A 23,304-nucleotide genomic window follows, 5' to 3' on the forward strand; every position below is an offset into this window, starting at 1 on the left:
TCTATTTACATTTATTCAAGTTTTCAACTGCTTTATCAGTTGACTATACAGACTCCAAGCTAGTGCAACCCGGTTTCACCGGGTTTTTTCATCGTTATTCAGCAAACCCTAGTTATACCTGGACTTCCCCGTTGACAAAAGGCCATAACATCTGCTGTAGGAGGGATTAAGAGAATTTCTGCTGCCCCGTTACTGGGTACAAATTAAAGAAACCCCCAATAAATCTAACGCATGATTGTTGTAGTTCATTCGGTCGAGTTATCTTAGAAAAACGATAACTTCCCTCTCTAATCGTACATTCTACTGTATTCAAGCAAATTGTCCCCAGGTCTTCCAACAAAGTCCGAAAACTATGCACGGGAAAATTCTCTTGATTCCGTTTTTTTCTCTCTTTAGATTGCACCGATTCACTGCGACTCGCTTTAATCACATCAACGGAACTATCATCAATTTCTTCATCCTCAAATAATCAAGGAGCCAAGGACTGTTTTAAGCGATTAATTCCAGCTTACGCTGATAGGAAAAACTTTCTGACCTTATCTCTAAGTTATAGTATTTATTGACTTTAAACCGATTAATAACCTTGCCCACTCTCAAAGCTATCTTATCTTGACCTTTTAAAGCTCTTGTCTCCCTTTGAGTCGCTTGAACAATCAAATCCAATTCCTTCTCTGTTGCTTCTAATAATGCCTCTCTTTATTGTTGATTTTTCTGAGCTATCAACGGATTTCGACAAGCAATTAATCTTTCGTCTGGATAATCTTCACTCTCGAATTCCACTAAGTTTACCTGCTCAAATAATCCTAATTGAATCACTTCTACTTCAGCCAGTTTCCGAATTTGAGGCTTAGTTAAACTGGTAATATAGTCTAATCCTTCTATCGGTTTTACTAATTCCTTGATTTTTGAGTTAGTTAAAATCCCTCTATCACTTACCCAGACGATATTCTCAATCCCCCAACCCTTTCTGACTTTCTCGATTTGTCTGGCTAAAGTAGCACTGTCTGAGGTATTTCCTTCAAAGACTTCTACCGCTATCGGACAACCCTTAGCTGAACATAGCAAACCAAAAACTATCTGAGTTTTCCCTTTCTTTTTATCTCGATTATCACCATATTTGACCAGTTCACAGCCATTTCCTTCTAGGTAGGTGGAAGTGACATCAGACAAGACTAATGTTCCTGATTCTAATTGTTTCAGTGCTAGTTGCTTCTCAAGTTTCTCTTGTTTTTCTAATAACCAATCTAGGGCGTTATATAATTCGTCTTCATCGGCTTTCTCTAAGTCTAATAATTGTCCTAAACTCTGGCTGCCAGTCTCGCCATTAAATCCTCTCGCTGTGGCTAATTTCGATTTAGGATTGATGATTCTTGCCACAATCATCGCCACCACTAAGTTTCTGATTCCAGGCGTTCGGCGATCTCAGCCGAGCCGAGGATTTTTCACTGATTATTCTATCTAAACCTAATTTTTTAATCGTCTCTAAAATAGCCATTACATGACCATGAGGAAGACTTCTAATCACTTCAAAATGAGCGGGAATGCCTTCAGTCATTGAAACTTTTGCCCCTTTGAGAGCCAGTTTCAAATTGTCGATAATATCATCGGGTAATTTTGAGAGGGCGTTCGGCGAGACTTCGGACGTTCGGCGAGACTTCGGCGTGAGCTTTTGTCGAACGCTCAGTCGAGCGGACGGTGAGATCAGCCGAACCGCCGAACCGCCGAACCGCCGAACCGCCGAACCGCCGCGTGAGCTTTTGTCGAACGCTCAGCGGAGCCGTTGGCAAGGGTTCTTTTTTTGACTCGATCTCCTTCTCGGTAAGAATCAGGTCGAAGAACGGCGGGGGGGGGAATTACGGTTAGGAACTTTTTCTATATACATGACTACCATTCTAGCAAATAGAGAGAATTTTGTCCATTAAGAAATGTTACAAATTACCTGGGTACATTAAGAAAAGTTAACGGGTGCATCCATTGATGGATAAGGGTTTTCGGCTCTTGTAGTAGATATGTATGGTGGAAGTTCAGGTATACAATTTTGCGCTATCAATTAACAACTACACGAGAGTTTAATGCAATAAAATCAGAAGATTTGTCTATGGTAAACTAGCGCCTAGTGATCCCGTAAAAACCGAAACAGTTTTTGACACCAAACAGGCTCGTTATCTTTTGCTTAATCTGGGTTTTAGGGACAGCATCAAGCGCATTTATGGCTGTATAATTCACGTTGATATTATCAATATACCTCTTGTAAAAATCAAAAATTGTTGTTAGGGTTAGGAGTCAGTAGCCAGTAGTCTCCGAGTCAGGAGAATTAAGAATGAATAATAATTAAAGAAATGGTATATTTACAGATTTTATGCCATTTAATCCTTATTTTTGCCGTTTTTGAACCATCAAAAATTAATTATGCAAGAGGTCTAATACTAAATCCGTTGAGTATAGGCTACTTATAGAGGAGAGGCAAAAGGCAACCCCCCCAACCCCCCACCCCCCCGATGTCGGGGGGATGGGGGGGGTAGGGGAAATAAATAATCAGTTTTTAATAACCGGATTTAGTATAATACCCCGTGTGCAACTATATTTTCAGTCTTGATTTACAAGGTTTTCAGAAATCAGCAGAGATAAAGTATCCTCTGGAATCCTGATTCTGTGGTTTTTAGTTGCACATCGCGTTATAATAATAAAATTTGGGTGCAGCACGACGGCACGGAAGCAGCGATCGCAGATAAATTGGTAGCTAGGGGAGTTCCCAAACAAGACATCGTTTTAGCTTACCATGGGTCTCCTGTGCGACAATATAGCGAGTTTGCCCTTGGCTAAAACCATTAATTGATGACCTTGCCCATACAAGTTTTACCCCAAGACGTAATCGACTTAATTGCCGCAGGAGAGGTAATCGACTCTTTAGGTGCTGTGGTGCGAGAATTAGTCGAAAATGCCATTGATGCAGGGGCAGATAGGATTACCATCGATATATCTCCCCAAAACTGGCGAATACAAGTATCGGATAACGGTAGGGGAATGTCTAGAGAAGATTTGCAACTGTGTAGCTATGCCCACAGTACCAGCAAAATCCGCCAACGGGACGATCTTTGGCAGATTACCAGTCTCGGATTCCGTGGCGAAGCTTTGCACAGTATCGCACAGGTGGCGCGTCTGCGGGTTGCCAGTCGCCATGACGATGATTTGGGTTGTTATTGTCTTTACAATCACCAAGGCGAGCCAGATAATTTAGAAACGATTCCTATAGCTATCGGCACTATCGTCACGGTAGAGAATCTCTTTGGTAACTTTCCCGTGCGTCGTCAAGCTTTACCGTCAATTAACAAACAATTAAAGGATATACAGACTTTAATTCATAATTTTGCTCTCTGTCATCCCCACATTACTTGGCAGGTTTTCCAAGATCATCAAGATTGGTTACGCATTAGTCCGGGTAAGGATGCCAGTCAAATATTACCGCAATTAGTTAAATCTCTGCATTTTAACGATTTAGCATCGCTAAACCTTGACTTAACGACTCCTGACGCAGAATCGGCTCAAATTGAATTAGTCATCGGTTTGCCCGATCGCATTTCTCGCCATCAGCCGGATTGGGTTAGAATTGCTGTTAATGGACGAATGGTGCGCTCATCGGAGTTAGAACAGGCAATATTTCAAGCTTTCGCCCGCACAGTTCCTAAGGATCGCTATCCCGTTTGTTTTCTCCATCTAGATCTTAACCCTCGTTCGATCGATTGGAATCGTCACCCAGCCAAAGCGGAAATATACCTGCATAACCTCATTTTTTGGCAAGAACAGATAATTGCAGCCATAGACAAGGCTTTAGGACTAAATCCCGAACATATACCCGAAAAAGCGCAAAATCAGCGCGTCAGTCAAATTCTCAAGGCTGCCGAAGAAAAAAGCACTTATATAATAGGGGAGAAATCCCCGAAAAATCGGCTGGAATTAAAGGCATTAGCCCAAATTCACCAAACTTATATAGTTGCCGAACATCCTAACGGATTATGGTTAGTGGAACAACATATTGCCCATGAGCGGGTTTTGTACGAACGTTTAGAGGATAACTGGGAAATCGTGCCGTTAGATACTCCGATCATCTTAAATCAGTTAACTACTCGACAAATCGAACAATTACAACGTTTAGGACTAGAAGTTGCTAGTTTTGGCGATCGCTCTTGGGCAATTCGTAGTATTCCTGTTCTCCTAAAAGAACGCAAGGATCGGGCTGATGCTTTACTAGAATTAAGTTTAGGGGGGGATTTACAAGCCGCTCAGGTTGCCACCGCTTGCCGGAGTGCGATCCGCAACGGTACAGCTTTGAGTTTAGAAGAAATGCAGAATTTACTCGATGATTGGCAAAATACCCGTAATCCCCGCACCTGTCCCCACGGAAGACCGATTTACTTATCCTTAGAAGAAACCTCGCTCGCTCGCTTCTTCCGTCGTCATTGGGTAATCGGCAAAAGTCACGGCATTTAATCAGTTATCAGTTATCAGTTATCAGTTATCAGATGTTAGTTTTCAGTTCACTGATTACTGTTTACTGTTCACTGTTCACTGAAAATTGGCAGATATGGCTAGGGAAAAACGAAAAGTGCTGCCTTTACCTAATTCACTTTCTACCTCGATTTGACTTTGGTGTAATTCCACTAAACGACGGGTAATCGCTAAACCAATACCACTACCCCCAGAATAACGGGAACGAGAACGATCGGCCCGCCAAAAGCGCTCGAAAATAAAGGGTAAATCCGCTGCTGCGATGCCGATTCCTGTATCGATAACGGCAATTTGTAGGTGGTTTTTGTCCCTTGTCACTTGCAGGGTAATTGCACCATTATCGGTGTAACGAATGGCATTACCGAGCAGATTAACTAAGATTTGTTCGAGGCGATCGGGATCGGCCATTACAGCTGGTAAATTGGGGGGACAATCTAACTGTAAATTCGGTCCATCTTCTAATAATTGATCGGCAAATTTTTCGATGAGAGAAGTTAACAAAGGTAATAAATTAACAGGTTGCAGTTTAATCGAGAGATAACCAGATTCCGCTCGCGATAGCTCCTGTAGATCGTGGGTTAAACGTTCTAACCTGCGGGTTTCTTTCACTAATTTCTGATAAAGTTCTGGATTAGGTTCGATCGCACCATCGGCTAATTCTTCTAAATATCCCCGCACCACAGTTAAAGGGGTGCGTAATTCGTGGGTAAGATCACCGATTAATTCCTGGCGCCGTTTTTCCACATCGGCTAAACTAATCGCCATCTGATTAAAACTGATGGCTAATTGATTTAATTCGGGGATTTCGCTTTCTGGAACTCGCGCCGATAAATCCCCTTCAGCAAAATTTTTAGTGATTTGTTTCATTTGTTTTACCGGTTTCATAATGCGTTGAGAAACCAAAAAACTCAGATAACCAGCCGTACTTCCTCCGGCAATGAATGACCAAACAGCACTACTATCCCAAGCTGTCTCAAAACCCCTAACCAAGAAAGTTCTCGCCGAGCGCACAGTAAAAAATCCCTGCCTTTCTAACTGTTCCAAACGCAAAACAAACATTCGCGGAGAGGATAATTTAGCAATGATAATAAAGCTACTCAATCCCACCACCATAACGAGGAGATGGGATAAAAATAATCTGGTTCCTAAGCTTAATTTTGGTGGCTGCATATTTGTTAAAAAACTCTATTTGTCGTCAATGTTATTGACAGTGTTTTTCATAAAGATGAAGTATAACAGGATTTGGTATCGACGACCGACTCCCCAAAACAAAAACTTTGTACCTCACCATTAAGATAACTGCTATATATTCGGCTACAGCATCTTGAATAAAGGACTCTATCGGGTTCTTGCTGTCTAACAATCTCCCGTCAAGCTATGCCGTGAGGGGAGAGTAAGCTAAGACGCATTTAAAGCGCTTATTCTTAAGATTAGCCGAATCTCCCCCAATCCCTTTACTGTTGCCTCTTGCAAGAGTGCCTCTTGCCTCGTCTCAACAAGCAATTTAAATGCGCGGGCAGCTTATCTCAAAACCTAACTTTTTGCCGCTCTATGCTATGGTATCAAGAGGCGCTACTCTGTTAGGAGATGATTTTGCTTGAGTCATCTGCTCAAAGTAGCGTCTGTTTTTTTAACCCTTACCCCCAAAAGAGAATCTTTTCTGTATGCTAGAGGCTAATAATCAGGGAGAGAATCAAATATTTCTCTATGAAGTTGTTTTTTCCGGTTCTTCTGGCTCTTTGCCTCAACGCTTCTCCCGGACAGTCCTGCGAGTACCTAAAAGCCGCATGAGTCAAGAAACACAGCGCCTCCTGCGCCAAGGTGCCAAGATTCTCAGTATAAGGCCTATTGACCCAGAAACTGTCTCGATCAAGCCTAGTTCACCCCCCCCACCCTGGTGGGTAGAGATCATCACCAGTCAGCCGAAATGTCTCTATTATTTCGGCCCTTTTGAGAGTTTTTCGGAAGCTTTATCCCATCAATCCGGTTATATCGAAGACCTACAATCGGAATCTGCTGTGGGAATTAACAGCGAAATTAAACAATGTCAGCCAGAGGTTTTAACTCAAGAAGATTTTTAATTTATGGTATCTAATTATACAGATTTTTAGCAATAGTTAGTTTCCTCTTTTTTTTGTTTAACAATGCCTTTACCTTCACAGAATTTACAGGGGACGGATTCATTCTCCGTCTCTAGATAGATTCTTCCTTTGCCTTGGCAGTGGGGACAGATAATTTGTTCTTCCCACCAATAATTCTCTAAAAAAGCCTCATCGGTAATATAGGTAAAATCTTCAAACATTGGCTTGTCCTCTTATCGTTGAGATAGCTTAATCTGGATTCATCTTTCCACCTGAGAAATTGAAAATCAGTTTTACCCCCATCGTAAAAAAGATCGGGTTCATTCTTCTTGAAACTTAAATTACTTCATATTTATTTATATTTATTAATATATAATGAATGATTGTTCACTATCAATAAAAAAATCGCCTGCCTGTTAGCTGCGCTGAGAAAATGGGCATAATAAGTAATGTAGTCGGCTGTACAGTCTTAACTGGTTCTATTCCATGTCATCAGCAAACGAGAAACCCCAGACCAAGCTGCCTTCCTTTGCCCAAAAGTTAGTGCAATCGGGTTATATCACTATCGGGCAACTACAAAAGGCAATGATCGAAAAGCAGAAAAGTCATCTACCTCTAATCGAAATTTTACCCCTGATTACCGGTCGTCCTTTACCCAAAGAAGCACTGGCATACTACCGACTCCAACAACTGTCAAAATTAAAAGCCAAGTATGGGGTAGAATATCTTGACCCTGAAAGTGAGACGATCGACTGGACAGAAATCGAGAATCTGTTTCGTCAAGTCCTCCCCTTTGAAATTTGCCGTCGTTATCAGATCCTGCCCCTACAAAAACAGAAATCCCCTCCCCATGTCCTTCACCTAGCCATGGTGGATCCCGCTAATCAGGAAATTCTCGATGATTTACGTCGTATCCTCCGGGATCAAGAATTGCAGTTTGAACGTCGTGTCATTGATCGGGCAGATTACCAGAAATTGGTCGAAATCTATCATTCTCGCCAAGAAGAAGCCCTATCTGGCCATTGTCTTCCCCAAGAACAAGATCTAGAGGCCATAGTTGACACAAGCGACATTTTTGAAGATGCCCAATCTCTCCCCCATCTCAACCCCGAGATTACCTGGGATGTTTTCGGGAGAATCGAGGCGATCGAGCAGCTATTACAGGCTCTCAATCGTGAATTACAGTCACTAAAGCGGGAAATTAACCTAAATTCGCCCAAAGCTTCCCCTGAGAGCGCAAGTCCGACTATTCTCGACCAGGAGTTGCCTGATTTGACTAATCCAGTCCTTCCTCCGCGAGACCAGTCATCGGACAAAGAAACGATCGTTGCCGATGATCCTGTTTATGAGGAGTTAACCGACCCCGGTGATTGGGAACAGTTAAAACAAGAAATAGACCCGAATCAAGGATCGATCGTCTCCTCGGATTTAGACGATCCTTTCTCTCTCGAAGTCAATACCTCTTTTCCTTCCGTCCCCGATCCTTGGTCCTAGTCAGGTAAAATGCTGGGGAAACAGAATTAAAATTTAACCTGGGCAATATTTGAGGACTAAAAAGTAATGACCACAGAATTAGAAACCAAAAAAGTTACTCCTACTCGCTGTTTAGTTGGCGCGGCAATTTCGGCAGCATTGGGGACAATTCTCTATTATCTCACGGCAGCGATCGGTCATTCTTTTTACTCAAAACCGATGGTTGCTCACAGTCCGATCGCCTTGAGAATTGGCAGTGCTGTCCGCACTTTAGTTTTTGGTTTAGCTTCTCTAGGAACCTTTATTTTTGCTTTTGTCACCATTGGTTTAATTCTTTTGGCTATCCAATTACTACTTAAACGCCCTCAACAAACATAAATTATGAATTATGAATTATGAATTATGAATTGGGACTAGGAGGTGGTAATTTTTTTCAGTTATCAGTTAACTGAACACTGATAACTGATAACTGATAACTGATAACTGATAACTGATTAACGGACCTTTTGAGCCATAAAATCTTCGATGAGTTGTTCTAAAGCGGCCGAGGAGGCGCGGGTAATCAGAAAACATCTAAACTCTTGGCCTTGACTGAGATATTGGGAATAGGCCGCCTGTAAAAAAGGTTTATAGCTGGGGTTTTTGCGAATATACACCTCAAAAAAGGCCAAAGATAGGGAATGGGCGTAACTATCGATCAGATAGGGTGCTGGCAGGGTAAGATCGGCTACGGATTCGATCGCTTCGTTAATTCCCGCGTCTAGTACCGAAAAATCGACGTGAGCTTGACCTTCAATCAGAGCTAAATATTTATTTTCGGTATTGAGCAGGGGAAAAGAGCGCACCTGTTCAAAAATAGCGGGAGTAGCGGGATCGTAGGTTCCTGCCGCTACAAAAGTGGGAATTTCGATCTTAGCTAGTCCTTTAGCCCCGAAAATACTCCAATTAAACGGATTAACCGTAAAAATCGCTTTTATTCTCGGATCGCGAAAGTTGTATTCTTCCCGGGGTAAATCCAAAGCACGACACTGCAGCAAGAGGGAGACATTGAGAAAAGCCAATCTTCTTTGGCAGTCCCGTTGTAAATTCTCGAAATTGATCGTCGCCCCACCCACGGCTAAGGCCGTATAACCGCCGAAGGAATGTCCACCAACTCCCACATTATCTACATCTAATTGCCCTTGAAATTCCCTAGCGTTGCGTCTTTGCAATTCATCGATCACAAAAGATATGTCCAATGGACGATTGACAAATTCGTTGGTATCAAAAACCTTCCGCGATAAACCGGCGAGCAGATTCTGCACCTGTAGGGTATCACTGCCGGGGTGTTGGGGCATGGCGACGAGATAACCGTAACTAGCCAAGTGTTCCGCTTGTCGGACAAAATCTTCAGGACGGGAAGCTAAACCATGGGAAAAGACGATAATGGGGGTTTTCTGGGTTAATTGCCCCTTGGGTTTGACAATGATTAGATAAAGTTCCCTCTGACGACGGCTATCGGTTAAATCCAGCCGCATCTGTTCCACTTGTTGGGGTCCTGGTTGTCGGGGGTCGGTCATGGCGGTAAAATTAATTTCACCGGCCTTTTTAGCTTCTTCTAAGGATAATTGCGCCACCTTTTCCGTAAATACTCTGGTGGCTTTCAGGACGATATCGATCGCCCGGGCTAATCTTTCCACTCTTGTCACATCAATCTGCATATTAGTGGGCAGATTACCCAGCAGGTTAAGAATAGTTACCCCTCCCGGTTCAAAGGCTGATTTAACTAGGGCAGAACGCAGGGCAAATTTACCATTAATACCCCCTTGAATGGTGATCAGTTCCCCTAAAAGGGTTAGTATATCTTCCCCCATTGTGGTGTTAAAAAAGCGCGAGATCAGGACGGGATTAACTTCTTTACTTGTGGTTAAAGCTTGGCGAAATTCTTTTTGTTGTTCGGCGGTTGTATTACCTAAATATTGTCTTAGATTAGCGTCAATTCTGCCAGTCTTGGCAAAGTTTTCTAGGGAACTAATTTCTAGGGTTCGACTAAAGGGCGCTAAGATAAAAGTGATTCTCTCGGCCGAGAGGACAGGAAAGCTAGTCAGTATTGTTCCCAAGCAACCCAGAGCGATCAAGCGACCGATTTTAGCTAATTGCAACAAGTTTTTCTGCTCCTTTTCTTCCTGCGTTCCTATTCCTTCTAGATTATAACAGTAACCTGGCAGTTTTTAACGGTTTTCCTGCTTGATTATCAACAAAAATTATCGATTTACCACAGTCGATAATCTTGACCAAGAATAAGTACCTAGGCAAAATTAATTACACATATCTCACTACCTCTTGCATGAGTGCCTATCCTAACCAAGAAATTAATTTTCCACGACTACTTAATAGGCAACAAGTCTGGAAAATAGACCTCTTGCCGATTTCAAGCTACTTAATACCAGCGCTAGTCAATGATAACCGATCACTGGTCGTTATTTCAGGGTAAAAATGCCAAAGTTGCCACCACTTTCACCCCAAATTCTTCCTCAAAAACAGGTTTTTTATAGTCTAAACTCCACAATTCTAAAGCACAATCATCTTCAGCATTATTGGGAAAAAGATGCAGATGTAGTGTCCTATATTCGGGATCGTACTTACATTCAATCTTTTTAATCGCTCCTATTTGTCGCCGATCTAAAGCCACAGCCAAGCGCAGTATAGCACTTAAATGTCTGACCATATACTGATAGTATTCCGTTAATTTTATAAAATCATCATGCCTTTTCTTCGGTTTACTTTTGCGGTGATAACGAGCGATATTAGCGATCACTTCTAACTCTATTTCCGTATAGCCCAACAGTTCACCATTGCGAATTAAATAATAGGAATGTTTATGATGGGCAGCATGACTAACATATAAACCACTATTATGTAAAATTGCCGCCGCCCATAATAGATCTTTAGCCTCCTGATTCCAAGAATGTAATTGTCCTTGCGTTTGCTCGAACAAAGACAGGGAAAATGTCGCTATCCTCTCGGCCGATTCTAAATTAACTTGATACTTTTTCGCTATTTTCAAGACACTGCGCTGACGGATTTCACTCTGATAAAGTAACCGATTATCAATTAACCCGTGCGTCAGCATCCAATCGACGATCACCCCTTCTCGCAGGGCCCTTTCACAGAGAACTAACTTATCAACATCTAACATGGTCATCGCTTCCAAAAGCACGATCGAACCAGCTAGAATTATCTCGGCCCGTTTATCGGACATCCCCAGAATTGCCAGCCTTTGATGGTAGTCCAAAACGGCGAAACGTTTGACTAATTCTTTGACATCTTTGCGGGTTAATTGATAACCATTTAAAGGATTAGGAATTTCCCCCAATTTCTCGAAAGCATGGATAGTCATCAAAGTTTCGATCGTCCCAGAAGTTCCCACTAAACGCGGCACTTCTCCCACCTGTAAATGATGTTTAATTTCCTCTACTGCCCGCTCTAACATTCCGCGGGTGTATGCCCTTAAATAGGCTAATTCTGTGGGACTAATGGGATCGGTGGTGATCAAATCTTGCGTCAAACGCACCGCGCCGATTTTGGTACTACCAAGAAAGCGAATTTCTTGACTATCAGCTAAGATTAATTCCGTGGAACCACCACCGATATCGATAATAATATGGGCTTGATTTTGGAAATCCATCCCCGAGACGACACCGAGATAAATCCGGCGCGCTTCCTCCTGTCCAGAGATGAGATTTACGGAAATACCGACTTCTTTCTCGATTAAAGCCAAAAATTCGTCGCCATTGGCCGCTTCCCGGGTGGCGCTGGTGGCAACGGCGATAATCTGATCCGCATGGAGACTAATGGCTAGATCGTGACAGCGTTTTAAAGCGGCGATCGCTCTTTCCATGGCCGCTAGGGTTAATTTACCGGTTTTCCGATCTCGATCGCCCAGACGGACTGTATCCTTTTCTCGGGCAATAATCGTAAAAGCGGGTAAAGACGGTTCAATTTTCACTACTACCATGTGAACCGAATTCGTACCAATATCGATCGCCGCTAGGATTTGGGCATCGGAGGCTTTTCTAAGGGGCGCTAGTCCCCGATTGGGTGTAACTTGATTAGAAATATTCACCATCGCTTATCAGTGATCAGTTAAGCTGTTCGTAATTTAAATTGCTTGTTGAGACGAGGCAACAGGCACTCTTGCAAAAGGCAACAGTAAAGGGATTGAGGGAGATTCGGCTAATCTAAGAATAAGCGGTTTAAATACGTCTTAGCTTACCAGTCGGGGCATAGGGGTTAGGACTGGTCTTATTATCCCTCTAATTGCCCGCCTCGGCCCCGCAATTTTAGCTTGATCTAGCATTTATCTGAATAATGAGGTACAAAGTTTTCCCTTTGGGGGGTCATTCGTCCTTTATCGATGCCCGCTCCGATTATACTTCATCTTTATGAGAAACTTCCTAATTAAGAAAAATAAACTGTAGTGAAATATACTGTTTTTCCATGTTCTAATGGGGATAGATAGGGGGAAAAAAATCATGTCGAAATCACTCTTTACCGATGCCAGCAGTCGCCTAGAACGGGCCCTTAAGTATGTCTCCATTTCCGATGATGCGATCGAGCGGTTAAAATATCCCAAAGCTAGTCTCAGCGTCTCCATACCCGTCCGTATGGACAACGGCACTTTAAGAATCTTCCAAGGCTACCGCGTCCGCTACGATGACACCCGCGGCCCTGGCAAGGGAGGTGTGCGCTATCATCCCAACGTCAGCATTGATGAGGTACAGTCCCTAGCCTTTTGGATGACCTTTAAATGCGCCCTGCTGGATTTGCCCTTTGGTGGGGCTAAGGGCGGTATTACCCTCAATCCGAAAGAATTGTCAAAAGCCGAGTTAGAACGCCTTAGCCGGGGCTATATCGAGGGTATAGCCGACTTTATCGGTCCGGATGTGGATATTCTTGCCCCCGATGTCTATACCAACGAGATGATCATGGGTTGGATGATGGACCAGTACAGCATTATTCAGCGTAAAATTAGTCCGGCGGTGGTGACGGGGAAACCTTTAACCATGGGAGGCAGTCGTGGTCGCGATACGGCGACGGGAACGGGTGCTTTTCATGTTATTCATTCTCTTTTGCCGAAATTAGACAAAAAACCGGCTAATACTACCGTGGCCGTCCAAGGGTTCGGTAACGCCGGGGCCGTAGTGGCAGACCTCCTCGCCAAAGCCGGTTATCAGGTGGTGGCGGTAAGTGATTCCCAGGGCGGCATTTATCGGGAAAAAGGGCTAGATATTGCCAGCATTCGTGAGTATAAACAGGAACATCGCGGCATTACTGCTATTTACTGTGAGGGTACCGTGTGTAATATCGTAGAACACGAGGCGATTACTAATGAACAATTATTAGCCCTAGATGTGGATGTTTTGATTCCGGCTGCCCTCGAAAACCAAATTACCGCCGAAAATGCCGATCGCGTGCGGGCGAAATATATCTTTGAAGTGGCCAATGGTCCAACTACCTCAGAAGCCGATCGCATTTTAGACTCAAAAGGGATTCTGGTTTTCCCCGATATTCTGGTTAACGCCGGTGGGGTAACGGTGAGTTATTTTGAATGGGTGCAAAATCGCAGCGGTCTTTATTGGCAATTAAACGAGATAAATGAGCGCTTAAAAGAAAGAATGGTGACAGAAGCCGAAAAAGTCTGGTCTTTCGCCCAGGAGTTCGATACGTCTCTGCGTAACGCCGCCTACGCCCAGGCCATTACTCGTCTCGGTGAAGCCCTAGATGCGAAGGGAACCCGCGATTATTACGTCAATGGGAAGAGTTATTCCTGAAGTCGATTCGGGAATCACTCTCCCAAAAAACTCCCTTTTGTTACAGGAAAAACACGGGATTACCAATATCAAAACTGCGGTGATCTGGTACAAACCAGTACCAATTGCACCCGTTAGTTTGGGTCTAGGTTTTAAAAATCCCACCAAAGAAGATTGATATCTGAAATCGGCAACGTCATCTATTCTCCGTAGGATTCAGCAGTAATTTTACCCCGAAAAACGATGTAATTATAAACCGTATAGGCCAGTAAAATTGGGATTAAAAACCCCACAAAAGTCAGCATAAACACCAAAGAACTAGGGGCGGCTGCCGCTTGATAAATTGTCACGGACGGGGGAATAATATCGGGAAAAATCAACAATCCCAAACCGATAAAAGAGAGCATAAACAGCAATACTGTCCAGACCATCGGGGTGTTTTCTTCCTTTAGTTGCAAACTCCGCAGTAACAAACCCAGTAACACCACAGCTAAAATCGGGATGAGGATAAAAATGTAAATTAGTCGAGGGTCAAATAAACGCTGACGGATATGGTCAGAAAGCAGCGGCGTACTGATGGTGATAAAGATAGCACCGATAAAAGTGGTAATAGCGGCAATTTTTGCCGTTTTATAGTGAACTTCCTGTAAATTACCTGTAGTTTTCAGAATTAGGTAAGTGGAACCCACTAAAACATAAGCTTGGATTAAAGTTAGAGACACTAGAATCGATCGCCATGTTAACCAATCAAAGGGGCCGCCGGCAAAATGACCCAATTCATCCACTTTAATGCCCTCAAAAACCGCACCGAGGGCGAATCCTTGCCCCAAAGCGGCCAAAAAACTGCCGAGTCCGAAGGCATAATTCCAGAACAACTTGCGACGAGAATGTTCACGAAACTCGAAGGAAACAGCCCGAAATAACAGCCCCACCACCATAATCACTGCTGGTAGGTATAAAGCGTTTAAAATTGTCCCGTAAGCTAGGGGAAACGCCCCAAACAGGGAACCACCCATCAAGACAATCCAAGTTTCGTTAGCATCCCAAACATTGCCCAAACTGGTCATTAAAATACTGCGACGCTTCTCGGAGGAGGAAGTCAGGGAAAGAATTCCCACCCCCAAGTCAAAACCATCGAGGAGGACGTAGAGAAACAGGAATAAACCCAGAATAAAAAACCAAATTTGTGGCAAAAAATACTGTAACGGTTCCATAGTTCCTCCTATTGTTGCGCTTCTAGGGAACGAGGATTTAGTTCTGGTGAGGTCACTTTTTCCTGTTGAGTCCCCGGCAGTGGTAAGTTAAGATTGGGTCCCTGACGGATAATAAGACTACCGAAATAGAGAGCAGAAACCAAGAAAACGACATAAATCGCCGTAATTCCGATTAAAGAGGTTAAAATCTCGCCTGCGGGCAGTTTAGAAGCAGCATCCACTGTCCGGATTTGATTGTAAACCGTCCAGGGTTGACGACCGACACAACGGACAATCCAACCGGTTTCAACCGCAAGATAACCCAGAGGGGCCGCAAAAACCCAAGCGCGCAGTAACCATTTTTGACTGTCGATTTTTTCGTTACTCAGTTGACCGCGCAGCCATTGCCCGACAGTTACAGTCATTAAAGAAGCAAGAAAAAGACCGATAGCGACCATAATCCGGAAGGAATAATAGATTAGCCCCACCATGTGCGGTCTGTCTTCGTATTTCCACGTTTTTAAGCCGAGAACAGGTTCCGATAACTTGGGTTTTAACTCCAAAAGATAACCCAAAGCATTAGGAATCTTCACTTCCCAGCTATTTGTCTCCGCTTTATCCTTGGGTAAAGCGACCAAACTCCAAGCAGCAGTTTCTCCCGCAGGAATGGTTTCCCATTGCGCTTCCATGGCGGCTAATTTAGCCGGTTGATAGTGATACACTTGTTCGGCACTAAGATGACCGACAAAAATTTGCAAGGGGGCGATAACAATCGCTAGAGTAAGAACAATTTTGAGAGAACGACTAAAAAAGCTAATGTGACGTTTATTGAGCAAATACCAAGCACTAATACCACCAATGACGAAAAGAGAAGTTTCCAGAGTAGCGAAAAACATATGCAGGAAACTATTAACCATGAAGGGATTGAGAATCGCTTGTAGGTAATCCTGAACGATAAATTTACCATCCACGAAGATGCCGCCGGCGGGGGTTTGCAGCCAAGAATTAGCGGTTAAAATCCAGAAAGTGGAAAGATTAGCCCCGAAAGCGACGAGAATTGTCGCTAGGAAGTGAATTAAAGGGGGAACTCGTCCCCAACCAAACAGCATAATTCCTAGAAAACTAGCCTCTAGCATAAAGGCCATGGTTCCCTCGAAACCGAGGATAGTTCCGAAAAAGTCCCCCACTGCTTCCGAAAAAGGCGCCCAATTCATGCCAAACTGGAAGGCCATGGGTAAACCAGAAGCAACTCCAATGCCGAAATTGAGAATGTAGAGTTTTGACCAGAAGCGAGCGTGATGATAGTAGTCAGGATTGCGGGTTTTTAGCCATAATCCTTCGACAATGACTAGATAAATGCCCATACCAGTGGTTAACACCGGCCAAAGCATGTGGAAAATAGCGGTGATGGCGAATTGTATCCGCGACAAAGCAACGGGATTGGCAAGTAAATCCATGATTATAATCTTTAAACGATCGTGAAAATATGATAAGCACCTATAATACTTAGCCAGTAATACCCTGAAAAGGCAAGGGTAAATAGGGATTATATAGATTGTTTTTAGATTTATGCGATCGCTTTGGTGTTAGTCAATGACTTAGTTAGTATTCTTGTATTATATTGGGAGGAAAACTCAGAAAAATTGCTAGAATATTAGCCTGATTAATTAATTTTCCCCTCGATCGACTATGACTTTCTCCTCAGCCGCAGACTTTCAAGATGAATTTGATGTCATCGTCGTCGGGGCGGGCCATTCCGGCTGTGAAGCGGCCCTAGCTTGCGCCCGTCTCGGTTGTCGTACCCTTCTCCTCACCCTTAATCTCGATAAAATCGCTTGGCAACCCTGTAACCCCGCCGTCGGTGGTCCGGCTAAATCCCAATTAACCCACGAAGTGGACGCTTTAGGCGGCGAAATTGGCAAAATGGCCGACCGCACCTATCTGCAAAAACGGGTTCTTAATGCCTCTCGCGGACCGGCAGTCTGGGCCCTACGCGCCCAAACCGATAAACGGGAATACGCGGCGGTGATGAAAGGTATCGTCGAAACCCAAGCCAATCTGGTTATTCGGGAAGGCATGGCCACAGACCTGATTTTAGGGGCAAATGAGCAAGTTTTAGGGGTAGAAACCTATTTCGGCACTTGTTTCGCCGCTAAAGCCGTCATTTTAACCACTGGCACTTTTTTAGGCGGCAAAATCTGGATTGGCGGCAAGTCTATGGCAGCTGGACGGGCGGGGGAATTTGCGGCGGTGGGTTTAACAGAAACCCTAAATCGTCTCGGATTCGAGACCGGTCGCCTAAAAACTGGCACTCCTGCCCGTGTGGATAAGCGTTCGGTGGATTACTCCCGTATGGAACCGCAACCGCCCGATGACGAGGTACGTTGGTTTAGTTTTGATCCCGATGTCTGGATCGAACGGGAACAAATGAACTGTCACCTCACCCGCACCACGGCGGCAACTCATCAATTAATCAGAGATAATTTACATTTATCCCCCATTTATGGCGGTTTTATTGACTCCAAAGGGCCGCGTTATTGTCCTAGTATTGAGGATAAAATCGTCCGTTTTGCCGATAAAGAAAGTCATCAAATTTTTATTGAACCGGAAGGGCGCGATATTCCCGAACTTTATATCCAAGGCTTTTCGACGGGACTGCCGGAAAATGTTCAATTAGCAATGCTGCGGACTTTACCCGGTTTAGAAAACTGTGTGATGTTGCGGGCTGCCTATGCAGTGGAATACGATTATTTACCGGCAACTCAGTGTTATCCAACCCTGATGACGAAGAAGATTGAGGGGTTATTTTGTGCGGGACAAATTAACGGGACAACCGGTTATGAAGAAGCGGCAGCCCAGGGACTGGTGGCGGGGATTAATGCGGCGCGGTTTGCTTTAGGAAAAGAGTTAATTGTTTTTACCCGGGAGGAAAGTTATCTAGGAACTTTGGTCGATGATTTGTGTACCAAGGATCTGCGGGAACCCTATCGAATGTTAACCAGTCGTTCCGAATATCGCTTAGTATTGCGATCGGATAATGCCGATCAAAGATTAACACCTTTAGGACGAGAAATTGGTTTAATTGATGACCGGCGTTGGCAATTATTCCAGAGCAAACAAGCTAATATTATCGCTGAAAAAGAACGCCTACACGAAACGAGAATTAAAGAACGGGATCAGGTGGCAATTGCCATCGTTAAGGATACGGAACAAAAAATTAAAGGTTCTCTCTCTTTAGCTGATTTACTGCGTCGTCCTAGCTTCCATTATCTCGATCTCGATCGCTATGGTTTAGGTAATCCCGATTTAAATTTAGCCGAAAGAGAAGGGGTAGAAATTGAGATTAAATATTCCGGTTATTTGAAGCGACAACAAAATCAAATCGACCAAATTAGTCGCCACAGTAACCGTCATTTATCCCCCGATATTGACTACATGAAAATCGAAACTTTGTCAATGGAATCGCGGGAAAAATTAACAAAAATTAAACCCGCCACCATCGGCCAAGCCTCGCGAATTGGCGGAGTCAATCCCGCCGATATTAACGCTTTATTAGTGTATCTAGAAATGCGGCAGATGTCGGCAGTTAAAAGTTAGGAAATAATCTTGATTATCAGCGATCAAGATGGGTGCATCTCCTTGACTTTCTCCCATTGATTATTATCAAGATTCTGGCGACATAGTTGTAAAAGCTGACCAGCTTTCCACGCTGAGGGTTGCAATTTCTTTTATTGTGGTGGCCAGAGCCATTCTCGTCAACCTAAAAAGATTTAATTGTGTTCAAAGATTCGGTAACGTGAGCTTTAAAATCTAACATAGAATCAAAAATATGTCTGACGATTCCCTCTTTATCAATGATATAGGTAACTCGTCCAGGGAGAACGAATAAGGTAGAGGGAACACCGAATAATTTCCGGACTCGGTTATCGGTATCACTTAAAAGGGTGAAGGGAAGATTATATTTTTGGGCAAATTGTTGATGAGATTGGGGACTATCGCCACTAATACCAATAACTTCCGCACCCGCATCGGTAAACACTTCGTAACTATCGCGGAAAGCGCAGGATTCTGCGGTACAACCCGGAGTATCATCTTTGGGATAGAAATAAATTACCAGGGATTTTTTACCGATTAAATCGCCGATATTAACCGTTGCCCCTGTTTGGGAAGGGAGAGAAAAATTGGGAACTCGATCGCCTACTTTTATAGCTGCCATAAGATTAATTAATTGATAGATAATCGTGGATAGGGTGGTACTTTACATTCTAACCTTTTTTGGCCTTTTGTTTAGCCCGTTTAGCGGCAGCTTTGGCCGCTTTTTCTGCTTCAATGCGTTTTTGTTCGGCTTTTTGTTTTTCTTCGTCTAGTTTTTCTAGATAATAGTGATAATCTCCCGCGTAGGCAATTAATTCGCCATCCCGAATCTCGACAATTTTGTTAGCTACCTGGGAGATAAAATAACGATCATGAGAAACAATTAAAACCGTGCCTTCATAAACTTTTAAAGCCGATTCTAACATTTCCTTGGCGGGAATATCGAGGTGATTAGTGGGTTCATCGAGAATTAATAAGTTAGCGGGAGCAAGTAACATTTTAGCTAAAGCAAGACGCGCTTTTTCGCCACCACTCAAGGATTCTACTTTTTTTAATACCGTTTCCCCACTGAATAAAAATCGCCCTAAAAGACTACGAACTTCCACATCTTTCCAATCGGGAACTTCATCATGAATGGTATCTAAAACAGTTTTAGTTAGGTCTAAAGCTTCCGCTTGGTTCTGCTCAAAATAACTAGGAATAACGTTATGTTTACCGATTTCGATCGAGCCTTCTGTGGGAGTTTCTAAGCCAACAATTAAACGTAAAAGCGTGGATTTTCCCGCACCATTGGGTCCTAAAAACGCCACTCGATCGCCCCTTTCTATTTCCAGATTTGCTCCCAAAAAGAGAATTTTATCATCGTAGATGTGAACAAGATTTTTAACAGTTACCACTTCTCGACCACTACGCACTGCTGGAGGAAACTGGAATTTTAAGGTACGCACATCGGCGATTGGTGCTTCAATTTTTTCTACCTTTTCTAATTGTTTTTCCCTGCTTTTTGCTTGGGTGCTGCGGGTGGCACTGGCCCGGAATCGATCCACGAAAGCTTGCTGTTTTTCTAGTTCTTTTTGTTGACGTTCGTAGGCACTTAACTGAGCGGATTGTTGTTCGTATTTTTGCTCTAGGTATGAGGAATAATTACCTAAATAAGTGGTAGAAACTCCCCTTTCAGTTTCGACAATTTTGGTACAGAGACGATCAAGAAATTCCCGGTCGTGGGAAACTATGACCATGGGAGTGGTTAAATCCTTGAGGAATTTTTCTAACCATTCAATGGTTTCTAAGTCTAAATGGTTAGTCGGTTCATCGAGGAGTAAAATATCGGGAGTTTGCAGGAGAATTTTGCCTAAACTCATCCGCATTTGCCAACCACCACTAAAGGAACTTACCAAGCGATCGCCGTCATCAATAGTAAAGCCCATTTCCGGTAAAATTTTCTCGATGCGCGCTTCTAATCCGTAACCATCTAACCCTTCAAATTGTCTTTGTAGGCGATCCAATTGATGAATTAAGCGATCTAATTCTTCGGGATCAGCTTTTTCCATGTGCTGGGGAATTTCTATTAGTTGATGGTGGACTTGATTCGCTTCTTGAAACACCGTCCAAAATTCCTCGCGTACCGTCCGACGGGGATCCACTTCAAATTCTTGGGTAAGATAGCCGATATGCAGACTGGTAGGACGGATGATCTCCCCAGCCGTAGGTTCCACTTGCCCCATAATAATTTTCAGCTGGGTGGATTTTCCCGCCCCATTAACTCCCACCAAGCCGATGCGATCGCCAGTTTTTACTTCCCAAGTGACATCTTTTAACACTTCTCCCGTCGGGTAAATCTTACTAATTCTCTCTAGTCGTAGCATCGCTGATTTTTCTCCAGTCCTAGGCCGGTGAGGCAGTCCGCCTTTATTGTAACATTTAGTTAAGCTTTATCTCGTCCCTGTCAAGTTTTCGGGGAAATATCTCGAAGCAATCAGGAGCAGAAATCGGAACTCCGCCATCTAAAATAAAGTCAAACACTCAGAAAAACCATGACTTACGCTGGGGAAATTCAACTAAAAACCCAAAACCCTAAAACCCCAATACCCCGCAATCCCTTGATGTTGTTTATGTTAAAAGAGAATGCTTTTGTGGAGTAGAGCCTGAAACATTTATTGAGAAATATTAAAGATTAATTACTATGACCAACTCTTAGGGTTAGAGAAAGATAAACTTGAGACTCTTAAGTCAAATTTATTGACTCAAAATCAGTTGTACTTAATTTAAATGAAATAGCCCTACCCCACTCCCCACTGATTACTGTTCAGTGTTTACTGATAACTGAAAAATCACCCTTCTCTTGTCTCTTAATCAAATTCTGCTTTTAAATCCCGACGCATTAATTCATCCACGGCAACTTGGGGAGAAATTTCCCCGCGCAAAAGACGATCAACTTGGCAGGTAATCGGTACATATAAAAATTTTTTTTGGGCAATTCTCATCAAAACTTCTGTGGTGTTTATTCCTTCGGCAGTTCCCTCTAACTTAGCTAAAATCTCAGGCAAAGATAAACCTAAAGCTAATTGATAACCCACTTGATAATTGCGAGATAAAGGACTATTACAGGTGGCTAATAAATCCCCTAAACCAGATAAACCAAAGAAAGTTTCTTGACAACCTCCTAGACAAGTTCCCACCCGAACTATTTCCGGTAAAGCGCGAGTTAACAGGGCAGATTTGGCATTAGTACCCAACTGTAAACCATCACAAACTCCAGAAGCGATCGCCATGACATTTTTGAGAGTGCCACCTAACTCAGTCCCCAAGGGATCGCTATTAAGATAAACCCGAAAAGATTCCCCAGATAATAATTTTTGTAACAATATTGCTGCTTTTTGAGTATAACTTGCTACCACCGTCGCCGCAGGTAAACCTTGATTAATTTCTTTAGCTAAATTGGGACCGGAAAGAACCACAAGAGAATTATCAGGAAACGCTTGATTCCACAGATGAAAAGGGGTACGAGTGGTGATTGGGTCTAAACCTTTAGTAGCGGTGACGATAATTGTGCAAGAATTTAATTGTAATTGCTGTAATTTTTCGATTGTTGGGGCAACTCCTTTAATCGAAACTGCTGAAATAATTACCTCAGTATCTGCTATAACATTCCCTAAATCTTCCCCGCTATGACGCGACCAAACCCGAACGGCTAAGTGATTACGTCTAGCCAAATTAGCGAGAGTTTGCCCCCAAATTCCCCCACCTATAACCGTAATTTTCTTGGCATTTTCTAACAACTTTTCTTCTCCTCCTTATTAGTGATCCGTTATCAGTTACCAGTTAGAAAAAGGGGGGGTTAACAAGCAATTCTTGCTCGATCGCCCTCCTGATTCGATTTTAAGGTTATGACTCGTGAACCCCTCTCAACGGAAGCAAGAGTGCTGACTGCTGCAAGGATCGGTTGCCGTTCTATAGTATTTCTGTTCATCGAAAAAAATGGGTTTGAAACCCCGTCCTAGAAGGACGGCTTTACTTTGTTTTCCCTTGCGGGAAGCTGGTTTTTGAAAATCCCGATAAGGGCAAGAACCAGCAAACTTGTCTAAGTCCCTTCCCGCAACACAGCTAAGATGCCTTGTCTGACAACGCCTTACCAATAAGGCTTAGAGATAGTCCGAACGAGGGAAGTATTCGGAAGTCTGTTCCAAGCTGTGTCTCTTGCGGTAGTCGCTACTTGCGTCGCCTAGATTGGTGCGGGGCAAGCCCCGCACCTTTAGGACGGGGTTAGTGACTGCTAAATCTCAGGGGGAGATGCCTTCTATTTTACCCTGCAACTCAGCAATAGGGTTTATTTAACGCAGTCAATGCCTGCAAGAATCGCTGCAAAAATTTCTAAACCGATAACCAGCGACGGAGACCCAAGATGGCTCCGATTGCAGCTTAATGTTCATTTACGAATAGTCTCTCAGGGCAGGGAGGATGTCAACAGGGCAATCGCTTTCATAAGTAGGGCTTATCTCTATGATAATGAGAAATAGGGTTAAAATTCCTTAAAACCCCTTTACATAACTATAAAAAGACGATAGTATTAACTCATGTCAAACAAAGAACCTTGACAACTAAATACATACAGAAATTATCCAACCATGACCACCACTCTACAACAGCGCGAGAGCGCTTCCCTGT

16 protein-coding genes and 3 pseudogenes are annotated in these 23,304 nt (G+C 43.3%); 9 read left to right on the plus strand and 10 right to left on the minus strand.

Translation table 11 applies throughout. From position 1 onward, the window contains the following. Window positions 1-189: 189 nt before the first annotated feature. Window positions 190-1,882 (minus strand): annotated as a pseudogene (locus O9334_RS22805) (IS1634 family transposase). A 200-nt stretch (window positions 1,883-2,082) separates the two neighbouring features. Here O9334_RS22805 and O9334_RS22810 point away from each other — a divergent pair. The 3 genes and pseudogenes from O9334_RS22810 to mutL all read left to right on the plus strand — a co-directional run bounded on the left by O9334_RS22810 (window position 2,083) and on the right by mutL (window position 4,488). Continuing rightward, window positions 2,083-2,274, plus strand: coding sequence for an element excision factor XisI family protein (locus tag O9334_RS22810; protein WP_080754209.1), 192 nt, complete (start codon window positions 2,083-2,085; stop codon window positions 2,272-2,274). 411 nt (window positions 2,275-2,685) lie between these two features. Further along, a pseudogene (locus O9334_RS05595) lies at window positions 2,686-2,823 on the plus strand (element excision factor XisI family protein); the annotation flags it as partial. 12 nt (window positions 2,824-2,835) lie between these two features. After that, complete coding sequence (gene mutL, locus O9334_RS05600) at window positions 2,836-4,488, plus strand: DNA mismatch repair endonuclease MutL (RefSeq protein WP_045356017.1); 1,653 nt, start codon at window positions 2,836-2,838, stop codon at window positions 4,486-4,488. A 75-nt stretch (window positions 4,489-4,563) separates the two neighbouring features. Here the strand turns inward: mutL and O9334_RS05605 are convergent, their stop codons facing one another. Continuing rightward, window positions 4,564-5,676 (minus strand): sensor histidine kinase, encoded by a 1,113-nt coding sequence (locus tag O9334_RS05605; RefSeq protein WP_045356018.1) that lies wholly within the window; start codon window positions 5,674-5,676, stop codon window positions 4,564-4,566. A 494-nt stretch (window positions 5,677-6,170) separates the two neighbouring features. On the opposite strand from O9334_RS05605, the gene O9334_RS05610 reads away from it, so the two are divergent. Beyond that, the gene (locus tag O9334_RS05610; RefSeq protein ID WP_045356019.1) at window positions 6,171-6,587 is read left to right on the plus strand and encodes a DUF1816 domain-containing protein; all 417 of its coding nucleotides are present in this window, start codon (window positions 6,171-6,173) and stop codon (window positions 6,585-6,587) included. Between the two features lie 26 nt (window positions 6,588-6,613). On the opposite strand, the gene O9334_RS05615 is transcribed toward O9334_RS05610, so the two are convergent. After that, window positions 6,614-6,808: a hypothetical protein gene (locus O9334_RS05615; protein WP_287999650.1), complete on the minus strand. Its 195-nt coding sequence runs from the start codon at window positions 6,806-6,808 to the stop codon at window positions 6,614-6,616. 265 nt (window positions 6,809-7,073) lie between these two features. Between O9334_RS05615 and O9334_RS05620 the strand changes: the two genes are divergently transcribed. Further along, complete coding sequence (locus O9334_RS05620; protein WP_287999651.1) at window positions 7,074-8,081, plus strand: GspE/PulE/PilB domain-containing protein; 1,008 nt, start codon at window positions 7,074-7,076, stop codon at window positions 8,079-8,081. Window positions 8,082-8,147: 66 nt separating this feature from the next. Beyond that, a complete protein-coding gene (locus O9334_RS05625) occupies window positions 8,148-8,438 on the plus strand; it encodes a DUF3082 domain-containing protein (protein ID WP_002786666.1) in 291 nt (96 codons plus the stop codon). Between the two features lie 116 nt (window positions 8,439-8,554). Here O9334_RS05625 and O9334_RS05630 read toward each other — a convergent pair whose 3' ends face one another. Next, a complete protein-coding gene (locus O9334_RS05630) occupies window positions 8,555-10,204 on the minus strand; it encodes an alpha/beta hydrolase (protein ID WP_045356024.1) in 1,650 nt (549 codons plus the stop codon). A gap of 320 nt (window positions 10,205-10,524) precedes the next feature. Then, on the minus strand, window positions 10,525-12,168 hold the full coding sequence (locus tag O9334_RS05635) for a Ppx/GppA phosphatase family protein (protein WP_287999652.1): 1,644 nt from the start codon (window positions 12,166-12,168) through the stop codon (window positions 10,525-10,527). 406 nt (window positions 12,169-12,574) lie between these two features. Between O9334_RS05635 and O9334_RS05640 the strand changes: the two genes are divergently transcribed. Continuing rightward, complete coding sequence (locus O9334_RS05640; protein ID WP_190380481.1) at window positions 12,575-13,873, plus strand: Glu/Leu/Phe/Val family dehydrogenase; 1,299 nt, start codon at window positions 12,575-12,577, stop codon at window positions 13,871-13,873. Between the two features lies 1 nt (window position 13,874). Next, a pseudogene (locus O9334_RS05645) lies at window positions 13,875-13,967 on the plus strand (phosphoribosyltransferase); the annotation flags it as partial. Window positions 13,968-14,052: 85 nt separating this feature from the next. Here O9334_RS05645 and cydB read toward each other — a convergent pair. Together cydB and O9334_RS05655 are read right to left on the minus strand one after the other, a co-directional pair. Then, window positions 14,053-15,066 (minus strand): cytochrome d ubiquinol oxidase subunit II, encoded by a 1,014-nt coding sequence (gene cydB, locus O9334_RS05650; RefSeq protein WP_002792975.1) that lies wholly within the window; start codon window positions 15,064-15,066, stop codon window positions 14,053-14,055. A gap of 8 nt (window positions 15,067-15,074) precedes the next feature. Next, on the minus strand, window positions 15,075-16,502 hold the full coding sequence (locus O9334_RS05655; protein WP_190380480.1) for a cytochrome ubiquinol oxidase subunit I: 1,428 nt from the start codon (window positions 16,500-16,502) through the stop codon (window positions 15,075-15,077). Between the two features lie 232 nt (window positions 16,503-16,734). On the opposite strand from O9334_RS05655, the gene mnmG reads away from it, so the two are divergent. Then, the gene (gene mnmG / locus O9334_RS05660; protein ID WP_045356032.1) at window positions 16,735-18,642 is read left to right on the plus strand and encodes a tRNA uridine-5-carboxymethylaminomethyl(34) synthesis enzyme MnmG; all 1,908 of its coding nucleotides are present in this window, start codon (window positions 16,735-16,737) and stop codon (window positions 18,640-18,642) included. Between the two features lie 163 nt (window positions 18,643-18,805). Here mnmG and O9334_RS05665 read toward each other — a convergent pair whose 3' ends face one another. From O9334_RS05665 to O9334_RS05675, 3 genes are all read right to left on the minus strand, one after another. Beyond that, window positions 18,806-19,261: a peroxiredoxin gene (locus O9334_RS05665; RefSeq protein WP_045356034.1), complete on the minus strand. Its 456-nt coding sequence runs from the start codon at window positions 19,259-19,261 to the stop codon at window positions 18,806-18,808. Between the two features lie 49 nt (window positions 19,262-19,310). Next, the gene (locus O9334_RS05670; protein WP_045356036.1) at window positions 19,311-21,005 is read right to left on the minus strand and encodes an ABC-F family ATP-binding cassette domain-containing protein; all 1,695 of its coding nucleotides are present in this window, start codon (window positions 21,003-21,005) and stop codon (window positions 19,311-19,313) included. A 483-nt stretch (window positions 21,006-21,488) separates the two neighbouring features. Next, a complete protein-coding gene (locus O9334_RS05675) occupies window positions 21,489-22,418 on the minus strand; it encodes an NAD(P)H-dependent glycerol-3-phosphate dehydrogenase (protein ID WP_045356038.1) in 930 nt (309 codons plus the stop codon). Between the last annotated feature and the right edge of the window lie 886 nt (window positions 22,419-23,304).

Source organism: Microcystis sp. LE19-8.1F (genome assembly GCF_027531715.1).
In the GTDB taxonomy this organism is placed as follows: Bacteria; Cyanobacteriota; Cyanobacteriia; order Cyanobacteriales; family Microcystaceae; genus Microcystis; species Microcystis wesenbergii_A.

Bases quoted from the DNA above. Each gene is read 5' to 3' on its own strand.
- mutL (WP_045356017.1), top strand. From the start codon at position 2,836: ATGACCTTGCCCATACAAGTTTTACCCCAAGACGTAATCGACTTAATT.
- O9334_RS05605 (WP_045356018.1), bottom strand. From the start codon at position 5,676: ATGCAGCCACCAAAATTAAGCTTAGGAACCAGATTATTTTTATCCCAT.
- O9334_RS05610 (WP_045356019.1), top strand. From the start codon at position 6,171: ATGCTAGAGGCTAATAATCAGGGAGAGAATCAAATATTTCTCTATGAA.
- O9334_RS05615 (WP_287999650.1), bottom strand. From the start codon at position 6,808: ATGTTTGAAGATTTTACCTATATTACCGATGAGGCTTTTTTAGAGAAT.
- O9334_RS05620 (WP_287999651.1), top strand. From the start codon at position 7,074: ATGTCATCAGCAAACGAGAAACCCCAGACCAAGCTGCCTTCCTTTGCC.
- O9334_RS05625 (WP_002786666.1), top strand. From the start codon at position 8,148: ATGACCACAGAATTAGAAACCAAAAAAGTTACTCCTACTCGCTGTTTA.
- O9334_RS05635 (WP_287999652.1), bottom strand. From the start codon at position 12,168: ATGGTGAATATTTCTAATCAAGTTACACCCAATCGGGGACTAGCGCCC.
- O9334_RS05640 (WP_190380481.1), top strand. From the start codon at position 12,575: ATGTCGAAATCACTCTTTACCGATGCCAGCAGTCGCCTAGAACGGGCC.
- cydB (WP_002792975.1), bottom strand. From the start codon at position 15,066: ATGGAACCGTTACAGTATTTTTTGCCACAAATTTGGTTTTTTATTCTG.
- O9334_RS05655 (WP_190380480.1), bottom strand. From the start codon at position 16,502: ATGGATTTACTTGCCAATCCCGTTGCTTTGTCGCGGATACAATTCGCC.
- mnmG (WP_045356032.1), top strand. From the start codon at position 16,735: ATGACTTTCTCCTCAGCCGCAGACTTTCAAGATGAATTTGATGTCATC.
- O9334_RS05665 (WP_045356034.1), bottom strand. From the start codon at position 19,261: ATGGCAGCTATAAAAGTAGGCGATCGAGTTCCCAATTTTTCTCTCCCT.
- O9334_RS05670 (WP_045356036.1), bottom strand. From the start codon at position 21,005: ATGCTACGACTAGAGAGAATTAGTAAGATTTACCCGACGGGAGAAGTG.